At 42.7% G+C, this 21,179-nt stretch carries 18 protein-coding genes; all 18 read right to left on the reverse strand.

The genetic code is table 11. The features are described 5' to 3' along the window. Positions 1-60 precede the first annotated feature (60 nt). A complete protein-coding gene (locus PK654_RS08115; RefSeq protein WP_271695018.1) occupies positions 61-507 on the reverse strand; it encodes a hypothetical protein in 447 nt (148 codons plus the stop codon). 15 nt (positions 508-522) lie between these two features. Further along, positions 523-981: a hypothetical protein gene (locus PK654_RS08120; protein ID WP_271695019.1), complete on the reverse strand. Its 459-nt coding sequence runs from the start codon at positions 979-981 to the stop codon at positions 523-525. A gap of 211 nt (positions 982-1,192) precedes the next feature. After that, positions 1,193-1,543 (reverse strand): hypothetical protein, encoded by a 351-nt coding sequence (locus PK654_RS08125; RefSeq protein ID WP_271695020.1) that lies wholly within the window; start codon positions 1,541-1,543, stop codon positions 1,193-1,195. Beyond that, on the reverse strand, positions 1,540-8,181 hold the full coding sequence (locus PK654_RS08130; RefSeq protein ID WP_271695022.1) for an RHS repeat-associated core domain-containing protein: 6,642 nt from the start codon (positions 8,179-8,181) through the stop codon (positions 1,540-1,542). The genes PK654_RS08125 and PK654_RS08130 overlap by 4 nt, the downstream gene beginning before the upstream one ends. Positions 8,182-8,313: 132 nt before the next feature. After that, on the reverse strand, positions 8,314-8,553 hold the full coding sequence (locus PK654_RS08135; RefSeq protein ID WP_271695024.1) for a hypothetical protein: 240 nt from the start codon (positions 8,551-8,553) through the stop codon (positions 8,314-8,316). Then, a complete protein-coding gene (locus PK654_RS08140) occupies positions 8,550-9,071 on the reverse strand; it encodes a hypothetical protein (protein WP_271695025.1) in 522 nt (173 codons plus the stop codon). Before PK654_RS08140 ends, PK654_RS08135 begins: the two co-directional genes overlap by 4 nt. A 19-nt stretch (positions 9,072-9,090) precedes the next feature. After that, entirely contained in the window at positions 9,091-10,596 is a 1,506-nt protein-coding gene (gene lnt, locus PK654_RS08145; RefSeq protein WP_271695027.1) for an apolipoprotein N-acyltransferase, read from the reverse strand. 383 nt (positions 10,597-10,979) lie between these two features. Beyond that, positions 10,980-11,339, reverse strand: a complete 360-nt coding sequence (locus PK654_RS08150) for a MarR family transcriptional regulator (protein WP_271695028.1) — start codon at positions 11,337-11,339, stop codon at positions 10,980-10,982. A 153-nt stretch (positions 11,340-11,492) separates the two neighbouring features. Further along, complete coding sequence (locus PK654_RS08155; RefSeq protein ID WP_271695029.1) at positions 11,493-12,146, reverse strand: MBL fold metallo-hydrolase; 654 nt, start codon at positions 12,144-12,146, stop codon at positions 11,493-11,495. A 62-nt stretch (positions 12,147-12,208) separates the two neighbouring features. Continuing rightward, complete coding sequence (locus tag PK654_RS08160) at positions 12,209-12,760, reverse strand: YcbK family protein (protein ID WP_271695031.1); 552 nt, start codon at positions 12,758-12,760, stop codon at positions 12,209-12,211. 152 nt (positions 12,761-12,912) lie between these two features. After that, positions 12,913-14,475 carry a L,D-transpeptidase family protein gene (locus PK654_RS08165; RefSeq protein ID WP_271695033.1) on the reverse strand — a complete coding sequence of 521 codons (1,563 nt, stop codon included), beginning with the start codon at positions 14,473-14,475 and terminating at the stop codon, positions 12,913-12,915. 161 nt (positions 14,476-14,636) lie between these two features. Next, entirely contained in the window at positions 14,637-15,233 is a 597-nt protein-coding gene (locus PK654_RS08170) for a GTP cyclohydrolase II (RefSeq protein WP_271698836.1), read from the reverse strand. 211 nt (positions 15,234-15,444) lie between these two features. Beyond that, entirely contained in the window at positions 15,445-15,891 is a 447-nt protein-coding gene (gene nrfF, locus PK654_RS08175; RefSeq protein WP_271695034.1) for a heme lyase NrfEFG subunit NrfF, read from the reverse strand. Between the two features lie 3 nt (positions 15,892-15,894). Next, a complete protein-coding gene (locus PK654_RS08180) occupies positions 15,895-16,416 on the reverse strand; it encodes a DsbE family thiol:disulfide interchange protein (RefSeq protein WP_271695035.1) in 522 nt (173 codons plus the stop codon). Beyond that, positions 16,407-18,311 (reverse strand): heme lyase CcmF/NrfE family subunit, encoded by a 1,905-nt coding sequence (locus tag PK654_RS08185; RefSeq protein WP_271695036.1) that lies wholly within the window; start codon positions 18,309-18,311, stop codon positions 16,407-16,409. Before PK654_RS08185 ends, PK654_RS08180 begins: the two co-directional genes overlap by 10 nt. Before the next feature lie 47 nt (positions 18,312-18,358). After that, positions 18,359-19,306: a cytochrome c nitrite reductase subunit NrfD gene (gene nrfD / locus PK654_RS08190; protein ID WP_271695038.1), complete on the reverse strand. Its 948-nt coding sequence runs from the start codon at positions 19,304-19,306 to the stop codon at positions 18,359-18,361. A 1-nt stretch (position 19,307) separates the two neighbouring features. Continuing rightward, positions 19,308-19,994, reverse strand: a complete 687-nt coding sequence (gene nrfC / locus PK654_RS08195) for a cytochrome c nitrite reductase Fe-S protein (RefSeq protein WP_271695039.1) — start codon at positions 19,992-19,994, stop codon at positions 19,308-19,310. Next, on the reverse strand, positions 19,994-20,680 hold the full coding sequence (locus PK654_RS08200) for a multiheme c-type cytochrome (protein WP_271695041.1): 687 nt from the start codon (positions 20,678-20,680) through the stop codon (positions 19,994-19,996). The genes nrfC and PK654_RS08200 overlap by 1 nt, the downstream gene beginning before the upstream one ends. Positions 20,681-21,179 lie beyond the last annotated feature (499 nt).

The following is a 21,179-nucleotide window of genomic DNA, read 5'->3' on the forward strand; positions in this document are numbered from 1 at the left end:
TAGAACCTACATAGCGTATACCTTTACTTCAGTCTACGCTATGCAACACATTACTAATCATTAATTACAATCAGCTTGAAAGAATGTCCCATCACCGGCCAGCTTTATAATTACACGTTGTTCGTTAATTTCTTTCACCTCAATACTGCTACCCCGGGACGAAATCATTAATATTTCTTCCATATAGTCACGCCTCATTAAATAAAGTAAATTAATATCTGAAAACCTATTAATACCCTTTATTCTTTGATAATGAAATGATGTTCCTTTATACTCTTCCAAAATTTCAGCGTTTTCATGACTATCATTCAGCGTAGGCTCATACATTTCCTCAAAATCAATTATCACATTCTTTGTAAGTGATGAATAAACCTTACTGCTTAGTCTCTCCATGTCCAAGGGGATGCTCCAGCGACATCCCATAAAGTTATAGCTTTCTGCATACACCAAGACCGAATCAAGCATTAAATAAGTAGTCATCTGCATTATTAGTACAAACTTACTCATTATCTATACCAGTCATCACTCAAGATCACAACTTGCCGTAATCTTATAGTCTTTGTTCTCAGCTACTAATTCAATGCTACTTTCACTTAACTCACTCACTAAAATATCACCATCGCGAATAGATATCGTCAAAATTTCTTTATCAAAATTATCCCTAACCAAATAAAGAAATTTAATATAGGAAAGTTCTCCTTTCCCGGATAGACGTTGAAAACGAAACCCTTGTTCTGTGTAATCTTCCAAAACCTTTGCATCACTATATATAGACTTTAATTGAGTTAAGTCAGAACCTCTATCAAAGTAAATTTTGCTATGCTTAGAAAGTGAAAAATATGTATCATCATTCAACCTCTCAAAATCATAAGGAATATCCCAGTAACATCCCATAAATGTACTTTGACTACGTGACATAGAAGAGAAGCTAATTGCAAGAGAAGTAAACGTAATTATAATAGTCAGTAATAACTTCATCATTCATACCCCACTACTTCACACGTAATACTTTGGCAGTTATAATCAAATACCTTGTTCCCACGGTCTCCGTGGGAATACATACCAGATTTGCTAACACCTACATATTTAGCCTTTATTTCTACCTACGCTATGCATTGCCACGCAGAGCATGGCAACGAGTGTCCTGAGTATATATCTTGTTCCTATACCCCTACGATGTGTAGTCTTTCTATTATTGTCCAAATCCATTTTTTTTAATTAATATGGCAATACATATTGGAATAGGAAGAAAAACAACCATCCAAAAAGCAAACATTCCTATCGAAAAACCAAATGCATGAAATGGTAGAAAGTTGATATAGATAGCAACATAGAAAACTAATAAAGTTAACATGAAAAACCTATAGAGCCGAAAGCTATTGAATGAACAATACAGACCAACAACCATCATAAGAACATAAGCAGCAATCTCTATAAACTCATTACTAATCCCACTAACGTTCCATTCCAATAATAATACTAATAAATTAAAAACCACAAACAAAACTATTGATAATATATAAATTCTACGAAATAAAGTCATTCATTCATATTCCTTTGAAATGATTGTTGTTCACACATAACAATACAGTACTCCTTATTATTTTGATACCTCTCAAAAAAAGTATATATATAAATTCCCGCGTCATATTGTTTAGGGACTGGTAAGTCTTTAAGATCCATAAGCGTTTTACCATTGCTATACACATTATTAAGGGCTTCTGTTACTTCATTACCTCCTTTACCAAATATTGTACCAGCTATCGAACACGTGACTGTCTCATACACGGAGCAACCATAAGATGTATCAGGATTTAGCCCTGCAGCAGTAAGAGCTACGTTATCTCTATGCTGCCAAACTCCATCGCTACGCTTCGCCATTTCAGACCTAGATGAATGAGTATCAGATTGGTTGTCATTATATAGATAAATCATAACCACACTCACCGCGGTGCGCAGTACTGCATCCTGACTATTAGCACCGCTTGCGGCGGCTGCAACGGCAGAGACGATCACCAGACCGCCACCTTCCATCAGAGTAAGGGTGTTATCGCCATTATGAACAAGGCTTCCACCCATCTTGCCAATAACTCCGGCGATAAAGCCTTGTTTAAAGCTGCCGCCACGCATTTCATGGAAACCGCCCTGCACTACACCGTGCGCTAATGGCAGAGCATCACCAAACGGGCTGGTGCCACCGGTCGCACCGTGAGCCACACCGTAGGTTACTAACGCTGACATTCCACCCATTGCCCCTGCTTCTGCTGCGCAAGCGAAATCTCCGGTCATCACATAATTGGTGGTAAACGAAGTAGTAGCACCAGCAGCGGCTATTTGTGCATGTTCACTTAAACCTGTATAAAATCCGCCAGCACCATAGGCCATCATCACCGAACCAACGATAGCACCAACCTTCTGAATTGCCGGGTCATCAAATGTCTGGGAGACGACAAATATTGTTAACCCGGCAATAAACCATCCCCATACATGCCCTGTAGGGTCATTAAACTTCACCGGATTATTCAGTACATAGGCGTAACGGTTATAGCTCTGGCTATAGCCAGGTTCCGGTATATAACTGTCGGCAGTTAAGAACCGGCCGATAACCGGATCATACAGTCGCGCATTCATATTAATCAGATTACTGCTGTAACCGACATTTTCATGGCCGGTAAAACCACGTAATTCTTTATTAATAAACATTGGCGGCGATTGCAGTTCAACAGAGGCCAGTAACTCACCAAATGGCGTGTAGCCCCGTTCTATCTGAACCTGTCCGTTAGGATCCGTGACAAGATCAGTGGTTTCCAACGCATCCCGGTGGAAATAAGCGGTACGGTCGATCTGCTTCTCTTCTTCTATCAGGGTCTTAACATGCTCAGCCACTGCATTTTTATCTGCAATGATACGGTGACGCATCTTGGTGATCTTTTTGCCTTTCTTATCAGTGAAAATCTCCAGTTGATATTCAGGGCTAATGTAGTAAGTGGTGATGCCGTCAGCGATTTGCTTAACGCGCTCTCTCTCACTGCCATACTGATATCGCACTGCAGTGCCGTTATCTTTGAGGTGCGCGACTTTATTAAAGGAGTTCCATGTAAGGGTGCGTCCACGCCCTGTTAGCATATTGCCATTGGCATCATAGCTATAGCCTCTGGATAAGCGGCCATTAGGACTGACATCAAAACTGCCCTGACCGGTCTTATAAGTAAGGTTGCCATAAATATCGTAACGATAGTCCCGCTGAGCAGAGATTAGCTTTTTAGTATCACTAAAGTTCCATTGGATCAGACGATCAAAATCGTCATAACGGTAATACTCTTGCTGATCACGAATAACACTAACCTTACTTAAAACGTTACTGCGTGCATCATAGGTATAGTTAATATCACGAAGGTACTTGTCGCCTAATCCGGTAGTAATACGACGTATGGTTCCACGGGAACGATCAATATCGCGCCTTGTCAGTAAGCCATTGCCAAATAACTCGCCACCGATACGGCCAAAATTATCCCGGCTGGTTGCAAGCCAAATAATTTCTGCCTTTTCATCCTTTAGGCGCTGATCCATAATTTCCGTAAGTTCAGCTTCCGCGGTCACCAAATCATCAAGTTCATCAGTAAATTTGGATAACATCTCCGTTTGCAGCCTTGCCAGATCAGCATTTTTCTGTGCCTGAGCGATCATCGCTTCAGCTTTTTGTTTTGCCTCACCGGATAACTGCTGATAGTGGTTTGACTGCTTCTGTTTCTGTTCTGCCTCGGTTCTTTGCTTATCCGAAATTGCCTGATAATGATTAGCCCACTGCTTATATACCTGTGACACATTAACACTCGCTTTCGGCCCGTAAGAACAAGATGTAATTCCTTTCCAGTTAGTACAGCGATGGGTCTTCACCATCCACAGTGGTACTTTAGCGGTAAGATATTCTCTCTTTTTGCAGTTGCCTTTCCAGCTTTTTTTTACACAACGGTCATACTTGTAATACGCTACACCATTTTGTGTCTTATAGTGCTTAAGCACCCGATTACCGAGTTGTTTCAGGTAAATTTTTGCTTTGTTTTTATACTCCTCTGCCTGTGCGCTATTGATACCGGCACTTCTAAATAGTGATTGAGCGCCAGCACTTAATTGATTTGCCTGTGTTTGATAGTTGTTGCTTTGAGTAAATAACTGTTCCGCTGCCTGACGAAGACGTTCAGACTCTTCAAGGTAAAACTGGGCACTTTTCTCCAGCTCGTAAGCTTTTGCTTCCAGTTCGGTAATACGTTCAGAAGTTTCCTTTAACGCTTTTTCAATTTGCAGATACTGACTATCCCAGATATCAGAGTATGGGATGCTGGTACGTTGCAAAAGACCGTTAATATCGTAGTCCTTATCCAGATTTAATCCTGAAGGAAAAGTCACCCGGCTAAGACGCCCCTGCTCGTTATACTGATAATGGGTGGTATAGGCGTTACCATCTATTTTCAGGGTCATAGACATGGTTCTGCCCAGCTTATCGTAGGTATAACTGCGTTTAGCATTGCTAGTGGCGGCACTGTCCAGTCCGCCTTTTAACGTCTGATCGTATTGCCATTTATTACTGCCGTCAGGCCGCACTTCAGCCGTTTTACGACCTAGCGCGTCATAGCTAAACGTGGTGCGCTGACCTTTAGCATCCTGTTGCCAGACTAACTCTCCCCACGCGTTATAGCCATATATCCACTTACCCATGGCAGGGTCGTTCATTGAGGTTTTATAGCCTAGCTTGTTATAGCTAAGCTCAGTTATCAGTCCGTTAGTATCGGTTTTAGTCAGGTTACCTACTGCATCATAGTAAAAACGCACCGTAGACTGATCATTTTCAGTGTTCTTAATGGTTTGTCCCAATCCGTTTTTCTGTTCAAACTTCTTAAAGTTACCCGGGCCGGTAATGGTGGCTGTCAGCCCTTGATAACTCATCCGCGAAACCAGATTTCCCGAGTCCTGTGTAGGCTGGGTTTGTGTAACAGGGCGCCCCAGATCATCAAAAGAGGTTTGTATCCAGTAGGTAAGGTTTGCTACAGCGTCATTTTCAAAGAAAGGAATGGTTTCACCTGCAAGCCGGCCGTTTGCATCATAGGCTTTATCGACAACAACTGTTTTGCCAAAGCCATCAAGTTGCGTGTTGCGCACCTCACGACCCAGTTGATCGAAATAGGTTACTGACACTGCTCCCTGAGAGCTTTGCGTGGTTACCATAAACACACTCCGGTCACCCAAAGTCAATCCATATTGATCTAAACCGGCATCTGCTCCGTCACTCCACTCATATACCTGTGCGATCCAGTTACCGTCGGGCCGTATTTTTTTAACTTCCCGGCAGTAATCATCATACTTAAAACGGGTCACCAAGCTGTTAGCATCCGTTACTGTTTCTGGCAGACCACAACGTGAATCGTAACTAGTCTGAACCGAATGACCGAGAGCATTAGTGTGTTTTATCACCTTGCCATAGGCATCATAAGTGGTGGCTGATTGTCTGGTTTCACCACTGCCCGAGGTCTGTTCCGAAATTCTGAACCCATTTGAGTTGTATCCAAACCGGGTGCTGAGAGACAGTTCATGACCCGGTTCCAGCACCTGTTCCAGTAAGGCACCGTTATTCAGGTTGTAAGTAAATGTAGTACGCCTTGTCTGACTATCGTGACCATTCGATTTGGTTACCGAGATTTCAATAGGTTTGCCAATCAGCCACTGCTGAGAGTTATGTTGGAAACGTGTATTGGTTACTTCTGTAAATTTGTCACCATTGCCGTCCTGAATCGTTTTAGTTACTGTTCCCGGGTAGTTAAGTAGATCATAACGACTGTATTGTGTGGTAGTACTGGTTAACAGCTTGGCTGATAAATCCCAGTTAGTTTCCCTCTGTTCTGTAAGGCGTGGCCATTTTTTACCCGACACAGGCGCATTTACTTGCTGATAATCAAACTCACTTTGTGACACAGTTTTATCTTTTATCTTTGTCACTGTTTTGGCTATATAAGGCGTCCAGTCACTATGATAGGCAGTTACAGACGTTGTCACTCTATGACTGGCAATATCTGTGGTCTGAATTTCACCGAAGCCGAGTAAACCTCTCTTTTTATGAGCGTAATATCCTTTATAGAAGTACTCTGTACGATTAACTCCGCCGATACCATTGCTCTGGCTTAGGGCTTGAACCACTTTAAAGTTAGGGGTTAGGTTTATCAGACCTGATGGTGCAGTTGCACCTCGGAATATGTTTCTATCCCCTGTCATGCCATACTCATACTCGCTCTTTACTCCCAATCCTGATGTCACCGACTTGAGCAGAGCTATCGGTTCCACTTCATTTGCCAGACAAGTTAACCCCTCCAGCGAACGGTAGCAGTCATCAAGCAAGCCGTCTCCGTTTATATCAGCACCTTTTTTATACGGTCCGTAAACACTGTTGACGGCAAGAGAATAAACGGTGGTTTTAATGCCAAAAATCTTTTTAATCCGGTTTCCTGAGAAACTCATTTTGTCTCTCACCATCTCAAGGTCGGCATTAATATCAGTCAGAATTTCCACCTTATTAAAGTGGCTACCGGTACCATATGCACAATAAATACGTTCACCGGCGATATAACAAAAGTCCGCAAGGCCGTCTCTGTTCCGATCAGAAAGCATAATAGAAGCTTCTACCTGAGCAACATTGTTTTCCTTATCATTGGTAATTTCAAAATGATCCTTGCCTAAAGCCAGCCACACTTTTGCCGGCAAGAATGTATTGCCGGTATTTTGATGACACAGGTAACTATTGCTGTTTCGATAACAAAGCTCTGGTAAGTCATCTCCCGTAATATCGACAAGATTAAAGGTTCTTTGTAGTTGTTCGACCGTTTTAATGTCTCGTTGATGAGCGTCTTTACCCGGCGAGTTTGAATTACTGTTTTTCAGACCTATGGGAAGGTTGTCTGCCCAACGTTGAGAACGTCGGAAAGAAAGCTGACCGTCTGATGCTCTCCCTAGCGAACAGTAAAAATTGCCGTCGAGTTTTGCGCCACACAAGTCAACAAAGCCATCGTTATTGATGTCAACAAAACGGCTTTCCGGCATTTTTGCAGAAGATAGTTTAGCTTGATTATAGCCCTGTGAATTAGGCTTATAGGATTTCTCCAACGGGTAACCATGATTAATCAGTTGATAATCATTGGAAAAGCCACTGCCGTTGTTGTTTGCACAGACAACACGCTCGGGTTCCACACGACAGACATCCACTAACCCATCATTATTACTATCCAGCAAGCGTACCGCCTGCTCAATGGTGTAGTTGCGACTCCAGTAACGGCCAGCTTCAAAGGTTTGTCCATTATTGTTTAACGCGCAGAAAAAGCCTAACTGGTTAAAAGCGCAAACATCCTGATAGCTGTCATCGTTTATATCGAGTAAGTTCATCGACGCATAATCTTCAGTCTCTTTCCAGGCATTACCCTGAAAATCATCGCTCCACTTTGTTACTCTGCCATAGCGGTTGCCGCCCTGATTTAGCCCGCAATAGAGCCCGTCTTTCAGGTAACAAATGTCACTCAAACCATCGCGATTAATGTCTCCGGCAATAAAACCTTTAAAGTCATCCAGCTTAAATAAGGTTTTCTGTTCTATTTCGCTGTTGGCATAAGGATTAGTCAGCCACTCAAAGGTATGGGGCGGCATACACTCGCCTTTTGAGCCACAAACACGCACGCTATCCAGCCGAGTCAGCGGCATGCCCTTAAGTTTTGCCTGTCCGTATTTGATCTCCAGCTTGCGCAGGGTAGTGTTATTTCTTTGGATTTGAATAGTATCCAGCTTTTGAGCCAGTACTTGTTTATGGCCATACCGGTAGGCGGTAAGTTTGTCAGTGCGGCCGGAATAGTTAAAACCCACCTTTACATCAGCGTATTTAATATTATCCAGATAATGTTGCCCCTGATTAATGCGATAACTATAAATAATACGGTTATTGAACCTGTCAGACTGTTCAGAGATAAACCACTCAAGTCCATGACCATCCACAGAGAATAGTGCATTATCTGCGGAGCCATAGCGGGTGATATAACCGTCAGACGAATATATTGTCCAGCTTTGCGGTCCTGAGGATAAATGACCGTTGGCTACGATTTTGCTTTGCCAGTTTCCTTTGGTGCGATACTCGCTACCACTCTGACCCAACTTGCCTGAAATTAAAAACAGTCTTTGACCGTCTAAACAGTAAACATCACTATCATCAAATCTTAAGCCACTGCTAACGCCGTCATCTTGCTTATTCCTGCTACAACGTGCAATTCCGGATAAGCCACCTAGCTACACACCTAGCCCCAAAGGGCCATTTTGGGAACCTTGCTGATAACGGATCGATAGAGCAGGAGTCAAATCATTAACTCCGGCAGGAAGTTGCAGGTCAATCCGGTAGCCTGATTTTCCCTGAGACACAAATGCGTTGCCGGTTAGCTCCCCGACAGATTCAGACATGGCGGAAAACGAAACGTTAGACAGCATCAATAAAGATACTCCTGATACTAAAATACGCTTTACTTTCATCACAATGACTCCTTATTGCTGCCCAGATTGTTAAATCTGCGTTCAATATCAATAAGTTGTTTTTCTACTTCAACGATCTGCTCTTCTATCGCTTCGACTTGAGGGGAAGGATTATCTGGCGCAAGCAAAACCGGAGAGTAACTCACCTCAATGCCTTGCTCTTCAAGCTCAGATAAAATCATGCTGGCTTCAGCAAGAACCAGTTCCGGCGATTTATGACGGGACAGTGCTATCGAAGTTTCTTTGTCCAGTTTGCGTTTTGCCTGTTCAATCTCCTGATTGAGTAGCTGCAAATCTGCCAGCATCTGCGCTTCAATACGCTCACTTTGAGTCTCAAACTTCTGTCCAGAAACAGGGCTGATTTCCGATGTGTATTTCGGTGGGGTTTGATCCTCTGAAGAAGGTGATTCATACCCGGACATTGGATTTGTAGCAGAGGGCTGGTCATAATTAAGCGCAACGAACCCAATCGCCACTACAAAGAAAAAGCCAGCAATAACCGTTAACCAGGATTTCGTCATGATGTATCCCCCTTTCTGTTCAGTAAGCCTTTAATGACCGCTTACTCTTTGCGATAAATAAATTAATAAGTTCGTACCTGTTCAGTGTGTAGAGCAGCAGTAACACGACTGCCGAAAGCCACAACAACCACTGATGTCCATAGCGTGTGTAAAAGGTTTGTTTCTGCACCAGAGGCACCACGACATCTAATACCTGTGTTTTTGCTGTCGTAACCTGAGAAACAACTTCTCCGTCTGGCCCGATAAGAGCGGTGAAGCCTTGATTTGTTGAGTTCACAATAGCCTTACCCACTTCCGCTGCCCTTACACGGGCCAAACGAAGCAAAAACCTCTTAACCCACGGGGTATGAGTCCACTCAACATCACTTAGTAACAAGGCAACATTTCCGGAATCTAGTTTTGAGGTAAAGGCATCTGAGTAGAGGGCTTCGTAGCAAACGGCCAACACCGCGTTAAGGTCGCCTATAACATGTTCGTTTCTGGTGTTTGCAATAACTTGTATATCTCCGCCTCTCGACAGAGTTACCCTTTCTATCCAGTCAACAAACCAAGCAGGCCGGTACTCGCCAAACGGAACCAGGCGCTGTTTGTAGTAAATAGGTTTTGAGTGGCCACTTTGATAAATGACGTTTTGCAGATGCTGACCGTTTCTGGCCTGACCGCCCCATATTGCCGTTACGTTTTTATCATCAAGCTTTTGCAGCCCTTGCTGTACAAATGGTGCAATTTCTTCATACGGCATTGACATAGAAGATTCCGGCCAGATAGCAATGTCTACCCGGGGAGCCTGCAATGAAAGGGAGATATAGCGCTGTACCCGCTCAATAACGTCGTTTTGCGACAGCTTATGAGTACCGGCAAAGTTGCCATGTATTATTCGTACCTTTACCTGATCAGGAGCTTGTTCAGATATACCCGCTAACTGAGCCACTTTATCCAGAACGAATACCGCAAAAACAGCAATGAGCAGAGTAGTTGCAGAGCGAACTAAACAGCGATGGTTGACACAGAACCACACAAGCAAACCAGCAAAAACATATACGATGAAACTGACGCCAAAAGCGCCCACAACGCTTAGCCAGCCAGATAGACCAAAGTCCAGAGCAAGAAAGCCGGGGTGAAGCCAGGAAAAGGAAAAAGCACTCTGTTCTCTCAGAATATCGATGGATACCAAAATAAACGGAACAGCAATAAGTGTCCGATTTGAACTGAGTTTGAATGAAGCAAGAGGAACAATAACAAAGCTTATTGAAAGGATCAGAATAATCAGTGGCCAGAGACCCCAACGTATCCAACTGGCATCACCATACTCATAAGCAAGATAGCCATTTACCCAAAACAGCGAGGTAAGGTAATAGCCTAGACCAAAAAGAAACCACAAGGTACATTGACCAGTCAGAGAAACAAAGCGCAAATGAGCCAGAAAGATAAGGAAGAAGCTTGCTAATACAACTAGCAACCCTATCGACTCAAGCCGATATGAGAGTGCATTTGCAACGCCTGCTATTATTCCCAGCCACCACATAATTCAACCTATTCGGTATTTTCGTTACAGCAATTTCGGGCAACATATACCATAGTGAAAAGAGGAAAAAGGTGATTTTTTAACCAATTCACCGGGACGGAAGCAGCTTCTCAGCCAGACAAAAAGTGAGCAATCTAATTTAAATAAGTCTAATGTTATCAGTGACCTTCGTATTCAAAGCACTGTATAAGTGCGACATAGAAGTTATTCAGAAATATGCATAAAAAGCGATTGAGTAAATACACTAATAAAGCAGCAAGAACTAAGTAAAGAACAGGGAAATACTTAAATGGGGAATGATTTAGCAGACGTATGATAGTGCTGCATAAACGAGAAAAGCCCCATTCGGGGCTTTTCTAATCTGAAGAAGAATTCTTACAGATTTAAACTAACTTATAGATAACCTTGTTACCGGCAAGTTGCTCTTTTGCCACTAGGTTTTCTTCAACCAGTTTCTTCAGGGCACCTGTTGCCCAAGAAGCGGCTTTTGCTTCTTCCTGACCTGCTTCAAGGCCGATACCTTTAGGGTTAATACCCTCTGGCTTAGCAGCCACGATATCCAGTACTTGTTGCTGTTTTGGTGTCAGGTTAACGCTGGTCGCTTTAGCAGTAGGTTGTGCTTCAACAACCGCAGCTTTTTTAACTTCTTTAGCTGCAACCGGAGTAGCAAGCTGATTTCCTACTGTAGCTTTAATACGCTTTTGCAGTTTCATCTGCACTTTACGTTTATGCGCAAGTCTCATTAAGTTAATTTCCTAAAATCACTGCCTAATTGGCAAAAATCAAAGCGCGTTTTATAGCAAATTTCTAAGCAAATTGACAGTTTTTGACTCTTTTTTTGCCGCAGAATAGTTAAGACGGTCAGATTATCTAACGGTCATAACCAGCAAAAGCCTTTAGTAAAGAGGCATTTCATCAGCAACAAACGGGTTAGTGGCACGCTCTTTTTTAAAGGTTGACGTCGGACCATGGCCGGGCACAAACGTGACGTCGTCACCTAAAGGCCAAAGTTTGTTCTTGATTGAATCAATCAGTGTTTCATAGCTGCCCTGAGGAAAATCAGTTCTGCCGATACCACCGGCAAACAGCACATCACCAACAAAAGAGAGTTTCGCTTGTTCACTGAAAAAGACAACATGGCCCGGAGTATGGCCGGGAGTGTGATAGACCTTTAGTACCTGATTGCCAAAACGGATCTCATCCCCTTCGTCCAGCCACTGATCCGGTTCGAAAGCTTCGGTAAGAGGAAAACCAAACATCTGGCTCTGACCTTCCAAGCCTTGTAGCCAGAAGTTATCCGCTTTATGAGGGCCAACCACTTTGGTATTGAGCATATTTGCAAGAGGTGTGGTACCGCCAACATGGTCAAGGTGACCGTGAGTTAGCGCCAGACTTACAACATCAACCCCTAACTCTTCAATCAAAACAGCAAGTTGTTTAACATCACCACCGGGATCGATCACAACACCCTTCATGGTTTCATCGCACCAGACAATGGAGCAGTTTTGCGAAAAGGAGGTGACAGGAACAATTTGATATTGAAGGCTCATAGTTTTACTCAGTTAATAACATTGGGCAAAACTATGACACCAGAGAATATATTTTACAAGCTCTACCAGGAGCGCACACGGCCTGTATCGATATGAACAAAATTACTGTTAGGATAGAAACCTACACCACCAGCTTTAATTTGCAAGGCAGCTTTGCGCACATCTTTCAGATCAACACCGGGAATTCTGAAATCAAGCGCCCGCCCCTGCATATGCAAGCTCTTCTTTGCTACACCACCGTTTGATTTTGAGCGTAGCGCTTCATTGGTGGCCGGCGAACGATAGCCGGAAATAATCTGGATTTCCGCATCGCTCTTTAGCAGAGTCTGGATGGCATCTAGTTGGCTAAGCAGGTTTTTATCCAGCGGAAAAACCTCATTGCGGCGGAAGTCACGGCAAAGATGGTTTATCTTCTCCAGCTCAGAATCAAGATAATTAGTTCCGTCAAAATAGCATGTTTTAAGTGTTTCCCCGGTATGGAGATTGTTGAGTGAAATCACTCTGCGATTGTCTGCGAATGCAGCGAATGCTTGGGTAGGGAACATAGTTGCTAAAGCGACACCTCCTGTTGTGGCTTTAAGAAACTGACGGCGATTTAATAACTCTAACGACATATATACAACAACAACTGGCTAACAGGAGCCTCAAAGTTATCGTATATAATTTAACCAGTCAAACATGAATAACGTGCCAGATGAAGAGAGCCCATCGCTAAAACATCATTATGAGCTGATTACAAAAGCATTTTTATTGATATAACTAATATTTAATTTATGGTCAGAATGAGATCTTGCTTCCGTCTATCATAATCATAAACGTCTTTTCTGTACTGTATCTGGCCATCATCCAACCAGCTTGTCTGATAAATAATATAAACCGGCACTCGCTGTTTAAGAGGTACTCTGTAGTTCATTTCTCCGGCAAGCTCTTGATCTTGTGGCGGTATAATTTGCTGATTGTTAAGTAAAGCCATGGCTAGCTTATCGGCATACTGAACCCTGACACAGCCCGAACTGTATGCACGAATACTTTGCCCGAATAGGTGTTTTGAAGGGGTGTCATGCAAAAAAATCGCCCTTGGGTTAGGTGTATTGAATTTATACTGCCCCAGAGCATTACGCTGGCCCGGCTCCTGAATAAGCTTATACTTAAAGTTATCCGGCGTAACTTCGTCCCAGTTTATTGAATCTGGCATCACTTCTTCTTCTGCACTCCAGCTTTCTACAATGCGAAAATTGTTTTTTTCCAGATAAGTCTGATCCCGTTTAATGGCGGGAATAATATCTTCCCTCAATATTTTGCCCGGCACACGCCATGTCGGGTTATAAATAAGAGTATCCAGTTTTACTTTCAGCATGGGTGTTTTTCGCTCAACTCTTCCCACAATGACTTTAGAACTAAAAGTCTCCTCGCCCTTATGCCAGTAGCTCAACTCAAACTCTGGCAGGTTAACCAGAATGATGTTCTCTTTGTTACTCGGGTACAATCTCGCCCGTTCAGTGTTAAGGGCAATGGTTCTGATCCTGTCCCTTAGTGGGTAGTTAATCCAGAAAAGTGTTTCCGGGCCTATAATTCCGTCGGCCTTAATTCCGTGTCGTGCCTGAAACATTTTCACTGCCTTTGTTAAGCTTTTATCGAAGTAAGGTTCATTAGGATCGATATGGCTGACCTCAATATTTATTACCTCTAGACGGCGTAGTAAATCAGGTATTTGTGGCAGTTTATCTCCTTCTCTTTTCAACCCACGCTGTTTGTATAGCGGAAACCCCTGCTCTACAGCCAGTTTTAGTTTAGCTATTGCCGGCATTACGTTTTGAACGCTCTCCTGTAAAGGTGAAAGCGCTGTTATATACGTTTTAATGGAGTCAAAGTATATATGCTGTTCCAACAAAGAAAGATCTGCTCTTCCCTGAAACAGTTCATTATCTGGGATGTAGTTACCGTAAAACCACTGCTCGCCGTGATTTTTCGTTTCTGCTACATATTGCTGATAAGCAATCAATGTGTCCGTGGCCAGTAAGTCATACTCAAACAACCTCTGCTTATTCCGCAACTGCTGAAGTACAAAATATCGCCTTGAGAAAAAGTCACTCAACTCTGAGTAGTGTAGTAAGGAAATATGAGCTTCTAACAACTCTCCCGCACCATCCTGATACCAGATCATTTGATAATGGTTATTGGCATAGAGGGTCTGCAATTGTTCAGGATAGATAAATTCGTCTATCAGGGAGGCGTTGGGCTTTAGCCATCCTAGCTGAACAAACTTTTCCGTTGCCATGCCTGCTGATGAGGCACAAATCAATAAGACTGTAAGCAGAAAACGGTACATATTCCAGCCTCCCAACTCCTTGTACCCTTTAAGTATGGCAAAGTTTTTGGAACTGAGGTCAAAAAAAGCAGGATATGTAAAATTTAATATCGGATACCAAAAACGGCACTCACTGAAAATGAGCACCGTTTATATAGGAGGGTATATAAAAACTAGATCAGTTAGATATCAAGCTGGTGTTTACCGTGGGAAACTTTCGCCTTCAGGTAGTTTTCATTACCGCTTTTTACATGGGCTGCAGTATGAACCACCTGCTCAATTTCAATGCCATACTCCTGAATCTCGTTGATCTTCTTAGGATTATTAGTAATCAGATTTATTTTGTTAATGCCAAGGGCTGACAGCATCTGCGCCGCTTCTTCAAAGTCACGTAAATCATCACCGAAGCCAAGGTGATTGTTAGCTTCATAGGTGTTCATACCCTGACTCTGTAGCCGATAGGCATCAATTTTGTTGTACAGACCAATGCCACGTCCTTCCTGACGCAGATAAAGGATAATGCCACCTTCACTGCCCATTTTGGTGATCGTTTCTTCTAGCTGCTCACCGCAATCACAGCGTGATGAGTGAAACACATCACCGGTCAGACACTCAGAGTGCATTCTCACCAGAGGGGTTTGCTTATGAGAATCAGCGGACTTAAATACAAGAGCAACATGCTCTTTATCACTTTTTAAACCACGGAAAGATAGGATTTCAGCATCAATATTGCTTTTTAAACCGACTTTTAACGCTACTCTGGCACGGACTTCCGCCATAACTTTACTCACTTAACTTTACCTACCTCATCAAGGGGTAAGTTCTCTTTTTCATTCTGATATTGGCAATATTGGGGCTGATTTGAAGAATTCAACAGTGAAACATTGGCCAAAACTTAAAACATCTCAATTGAGAAGCTACGAATGTTATATTATAACATTTATAAAATTCATCAACCGGAATTATAAGATATCAACAATGCTGTTCTGACTACTTACGTTTAACGCTTCTTATGGCCAGCCCTACTCCGGTAAGAAGCAGTAGTACCGGGATAAACCAGAGCAGATAAGTTTTGCTGTTTAATGCCGGATCATACAAAACGAAGTCGCCAAATCGCTCTGTCATATACGCGACCACTTCTTCATCTGAATGGCCCTGCTTAATCATCTGATAAACTTTAAGGCGCAAGTCCTTGGCGACAGGCGAGTTAGACTCAACCAAATTTTGGTTCTGACATTGGGGACATCTCAGGGTTTTAGCCAGATGCACAGCGTTTTGTCTCTGCTCTTCCGAGTCAAACTCGAACAGATCTACCTTAATGGCTACATCTTTATTGTCATCGTAAAAGATAGTCTGGTTACTGTTTTGTGCAGCAAAGCTGCTAACGCTAATCAAGAGCAGAATAAAAGCGCTGAATGTAGCAGTCTGGTTTTTCATGTTTTACTTTCCAAAGAAACCGGCAAAAGTTGAGTCCCATACCTGTTGGTCAAGTACACCACTAATCCTTTTAACTATCACTCCGTTGTTATCAATTAAAAAGGTTTCCGGAGTGCCTATTACACCCAGATCAAGTGCCAGATTACCGTCGGGATCAAACAGTACTTCACTGTATGGGTTGCCATCTTTATTCAAAACGTTAAGGGCATCTTTTCGATTATCCCTGTAGTTGAGACCGACAATATCCACGCCATTACCGGCAAGTTGCAACAGATAATCATGCTCTAATTTACAAACACCACACCATGATGCCCAAACGTTTAAAAGCTTATAACCATTTCCGGCCAACGACTGCTGATCAATAATCTTGCTGTTGTCTGAGAGACTGGCAAGGCTAAAAGCAGGTACTGGCTTATCTAGCATGGCGGTATTCTGTTCCGCGGAATCGTCATTAAGAGCGTAAGTAAGTGCACCAAACACAATGATCAATACAGTCAGAAACAGCGATATTTTAACTACGCGCATTGAATGTCGTCCTTTGGAATACGGTTAATAATACGGGAGATAAAGGCCATAACTCCGCCAAGAATAATAATCACCCCGCCCCACCAAATCCACTGTACATAGGCTTTGTACTGGATTCTTACGGCAAATGAACCGTCATGAAGCTTTTCACCAAGAGTAATATAAAGATCACCATCCCAGTAGCTGCGCACACCCGGCTCAGTCATATTCATTACCCTGACCTGATAATGTCTTCGCTCCGGTATAATTTTATCTTTATTGTTGGCACTAAGAATCACTTTTTCAGCAGTATAGTTAGGCCCGACAAACAGCTCATGACGTTCAAACTTCAGATTGAAGCGGCCAAAAGTCAGTTCACTGTTCACCTGTAATTTATTGCTGGTTTCAAGAGAGTGATAAGCGTTCATTGCCGCACCGGTAGAGATAAGCACTACGCCAATATGAGCAATCCACATAGGTAACATTTTAAAGCGCGCTTTAGCGTTAGGCGCTTTAAGGCCCTGAATCAGAGTTGCAATAGTGACTTTACTGGCCAGTATCCAGGTAATCAGTACCATCCACTCCATCTCTGCATACTGTAACCGGTAAAGAAGAGCGCCAATAACGACAGCCGCACCGAGCTGCAATACAAATGATTTCATTTTGCCACTACGGTTAGAAAACAGTATTGGCGCAATACTCATCAGTAACAAGGCCATAAAAGTAAGCGGTGCAAACAGTGTATTAAAGTAAGGTGCCCCTACGGATATTTTCCCCAGAGAGAAAATCTGGAAAATCATAGGGTAGAAGGTTCCCAGCAATACCGTCAGCATTGCTATGGTGAACAAGCCGTTAACCAACAGGAACATAAATCCCTGCCCCGTAAAACTGGTAATTCTTTCTGAACGGATATCTTCAGAACGGAAAATCTGGCTACCAAATCCAAGTAAAACTAAGGCGAGCAGTATCAGTATCAATACTACGCCACGTGTTGGATCAACGGCAAAAGCGTGTACTGAGGTCAAAATCCCCGAGCGAACCACAAAGGTACCCAGCAGACTCAGGGAGAAAGTAATAAATGAAAGAGACAGGGTCCACCCCAGCAATCTTCTGCTGCGGCCACTGACTATCAGGCTATGAATAAGCGCAGTCGCGGTCAGCCAGGGTAATAAAGAGGCGTTCTCTACCGGATCCCAGAACCACCAGCCACCCCAGCCAAGCTCATAATAAGCCCACCATGCACCAAGCAGGATGCCGGCACTAAGAAACACCCATGCAAACAGGGAGAACTGTCTGCTGACCTTAAGCCAGTAAGTAGGAACTTCTTTTTGCCACAGTGCTGCAAGGGCAAAAGCAAAACTAGAAGAGAAACCGATATAACCAACATATAAGAGCGGCGGATGAAATATCAGGGCGATATCCTGCAGCATAGGGTTAAGATCCCTGCCCTGCTCAGGGATTACGCTATTTAGCTCAAACGGATTTGAAGCGATCAGGGTAAACAGTGCAAATACAGCCACAAGGCTTGATGAGATAATGATTACTTTGCTCAGATAGTCGCTTGGTAAGCGCCCCCTCATCAGAGTTATTGCCGAATTCCATACCGCAAGGGTAATCACCCAGAAAAGTAACGACCCTTCATGACCCCCCCATACCGCCGCCACTTTAAAGAAAACCGGCAGAGCGCTATTAGAGTGGGTGGAGATATAATTTATTGAAAAGTCATCATTAACAAAGGCTACAGCCAGTACGGAAATTGAAATAACGGAAAACAACAAGCTAATGTGAGCCAGTACATCCTGCATTACCGTAAAATCAGTTTTGTTACGCAGTAAACCTAAAATAGCGATAACAATGGAAGCGATAGAAGCAATGGCGACGAAGAGAAGGGAAAATTGACCGATTTCTGAATACATAAATTAAAACTGAAGGCTTTATCCCGCAGGATAAAGCCTTCTTTTTCCTATACGACTGTCATCTGTCCAGCATATAGAATAAAGGTGCGTAGCATCAATACTCCAACCAGACTTAATGTGGTTACCAGAAGGATAAATGCAGATTTGTGACGAACCTCTTTAGAACAAAATGCATTCAGTGCCAGTGGTAACAACATACCAAACAGGATTACCCCCCACCAGAACCAGTTAGCCCAGAATCCGCCACCAATGGCGTTCCATGCAGCAGCTTCAGCACGACCACCAGCGAAGATAAGGCCAGTAAAGAAAGTAACCATAACAAATAGTTCAAACATCACTACTGGACGTTCAAAGCTGTGAACCCACTTAACACTTGCACTATTCACTGGTTCTTTAAAGCCCAGAATACCAAACAGCATAACCGCCGCGGCACCTGAAGAGAGACTTGAGAACAGGAACAGAATCGGCAGTACCGGGTTGTTCAGCATCGGATAAGTTTTAAGTGCTGACAACAGGAAGCCGGTATAAGCGGCAAGAATGATTGCCAGGAAGCCAAGGAACAGCTCAAGAGCATTTTCAAACTTAGCGATCTTATCAATCAAATCACCGATAAACTTAAAAGGCTTAGGCGTATAGCTTAAGATGGTGTTCTTAAAGATGATTGCAATCCAGGCAAACAGAACAGCCATATAAATGTTAAACAGCATCACACCCATAGACATCACCGAAGAGGTGTTGTAATAAAGCATGATCTTCCAGAACATTAGCGGCTTAGTCAGGTGGAAAATCAGAATCGTCAGACCTGAGATAATACCAAACGGAGCAAGCCATGCTGTGGCCTGAAGAATACCGTTGTTAGCAGGATCACCTTCAATAACTTTACGCTTCAGATAGATAGATATCATTACTGAACCGGCAGACATACCTGCTAAGAACAGGTAAATAGCAATAATCCAGTCCCATACAAGGGAATCGAAATTAAACGCAGCTTCCATTTTAAATCTCCCCTTTCTCGTGTGGAACTTTGTATAGCTTAGGTTTGGTTCCTAATTGAACCTTATCTCGATAAACAATCTTATCGCGCAGAACCGCGTTAATCTTAGACTGAGGATCGTTTAAGTCACCAAAAGTCAGTGCTTTGGTAGGACAAGATTCAACACAAGCAGGCAGTTTACCTTGCGCAAGATTAGTATCGCGACAGAAGTTACACTTGTCGGCAGATTTTGTTACCGGGTTAAAGAAACGAACCTGATAAGGACAAGCAGCCAGACAGTAGCCACAACCTACACACTTATCATTGTGAACATCAACAATACCTGTCTCTTCATCTTTATAAGCAGCGCCAGTCGGACAAACCATGACACATGGTGCATTTTCACAGTGCTGACAGGAAACCCGGTTAAAGCTGTAATCCACATTCGGGTACTCGCCAATTGGCTCGCTACGTTCAATTTTCAGTCTTGAAACACCTTCAGGAACACTGTTTACTTCGCGACACGCTTCTTCACAAGCAGTACAACCGATACATAAGGTTTCGTCATACACCATTCCGTAACGCTTGTTTTCAGGCTTGTCGTTTGATTCTGCCAATGACTTGCTGCTAATCACAGAGGTACCGGCAACGCCCGTTGTGACAATAACGGCTCCCGCTCCGGTTAAGAAATTACGTCTTGAACAACTCATTACTTATCCTCCTTTTTCGCATTGATTGCGTTGAAATCGGAGTGACAGTCGACACACATACCTACAATCTCTTTGTGATTATCAAACTGAAGAATGTCCACACCTGTGTCGTTCTTTTTCTTCAGTCTTGCTTTGTTCTTGATCTTCTTACTTTCTGGTGTTGCAACATGAATATCATGACAGTTCGAACAGGTTAGATTTAGAGCGTGTACATCATGAGTCCAGCTTGCTTTTTGCAGGGATTTGCCGTCGTGGCATTCAACGCACTCTTTATTGGCCTTAAACACTTCGTCCTGAGTTAACAGTTTCTTCTTCGTTCCCGGCTGAGATTGCGCAGATGAGTATTTGGTCACTTTCTTGGCACCGTTACGATGTTTGGTACCGACTTTGTTATGGCAGCTCTCACAAGTTACCGGCTTACCCAGTATGTCTGTAGCGGCTTGTCCATGAGTTTCATGTTGGGTAACGCGTGCAGAGTTATGACACTTAAGACATTTAGCGTCTTTGTCTTTTTTCTTACGTGTTGTTTTCTTAACCTTTTTAACGGCTTTAGTTGCGGTTGCCGTTTCAGCTTGCGAGGCTGATGCCCCATCCGCAGCTATTGCGTTATTAAATGAAAAACCATAAAGACATAATATAAGAAGAGACTTCATCATTATGGCTATGGTCAACCTACGATTGCTCATGTTTACCTATCCTACATTTCAAAAGTATTAATAACTAAAAATATCATTTAACTTTTGAACAAATATAAAAGTTTATGAAGTTTAAAATAACTCCAAATGAGAATAAGTCTTATTTTGAAACAGCCACAACGCTAGTTGGAATATAGTATAAATATTTATTTGCTCAATACTCTATTCAGTCTCTAAAAAAGTGACCTAATTCACCTTATTTTTACTGAGGAGATACTCTAAGCCGTTGAATATATAGCGTTAATTTTATGTTAAACCTACTCCTTTAGGGGTAGAAAAACAATGTTAATATATTAACTATATATATAACCCAAACTAACCCTTAAGGGGTATAAAATATGAAGTGTGGTTTGGATCACCTGCTTAAATTGATCTGAAACAATTTATTTAATTTGTTTAATAACATTTCATAATTTTTAGCTAGAATAAACCAGTAACTCCAAGATCTTATTTTGGATACCAGTCCACAACGCTAGGTATAAAAAAGTAA

Origin of the sequence: Vibrio sp. SCSIO 43137 (genome assembly GCF_028201475.1) — a bacterium.
Lineage (GTDB): Bacteria > Pseudomonadota > Gammaproteobacteria > Enterobacterales > Vibrionaceae > Vibrio.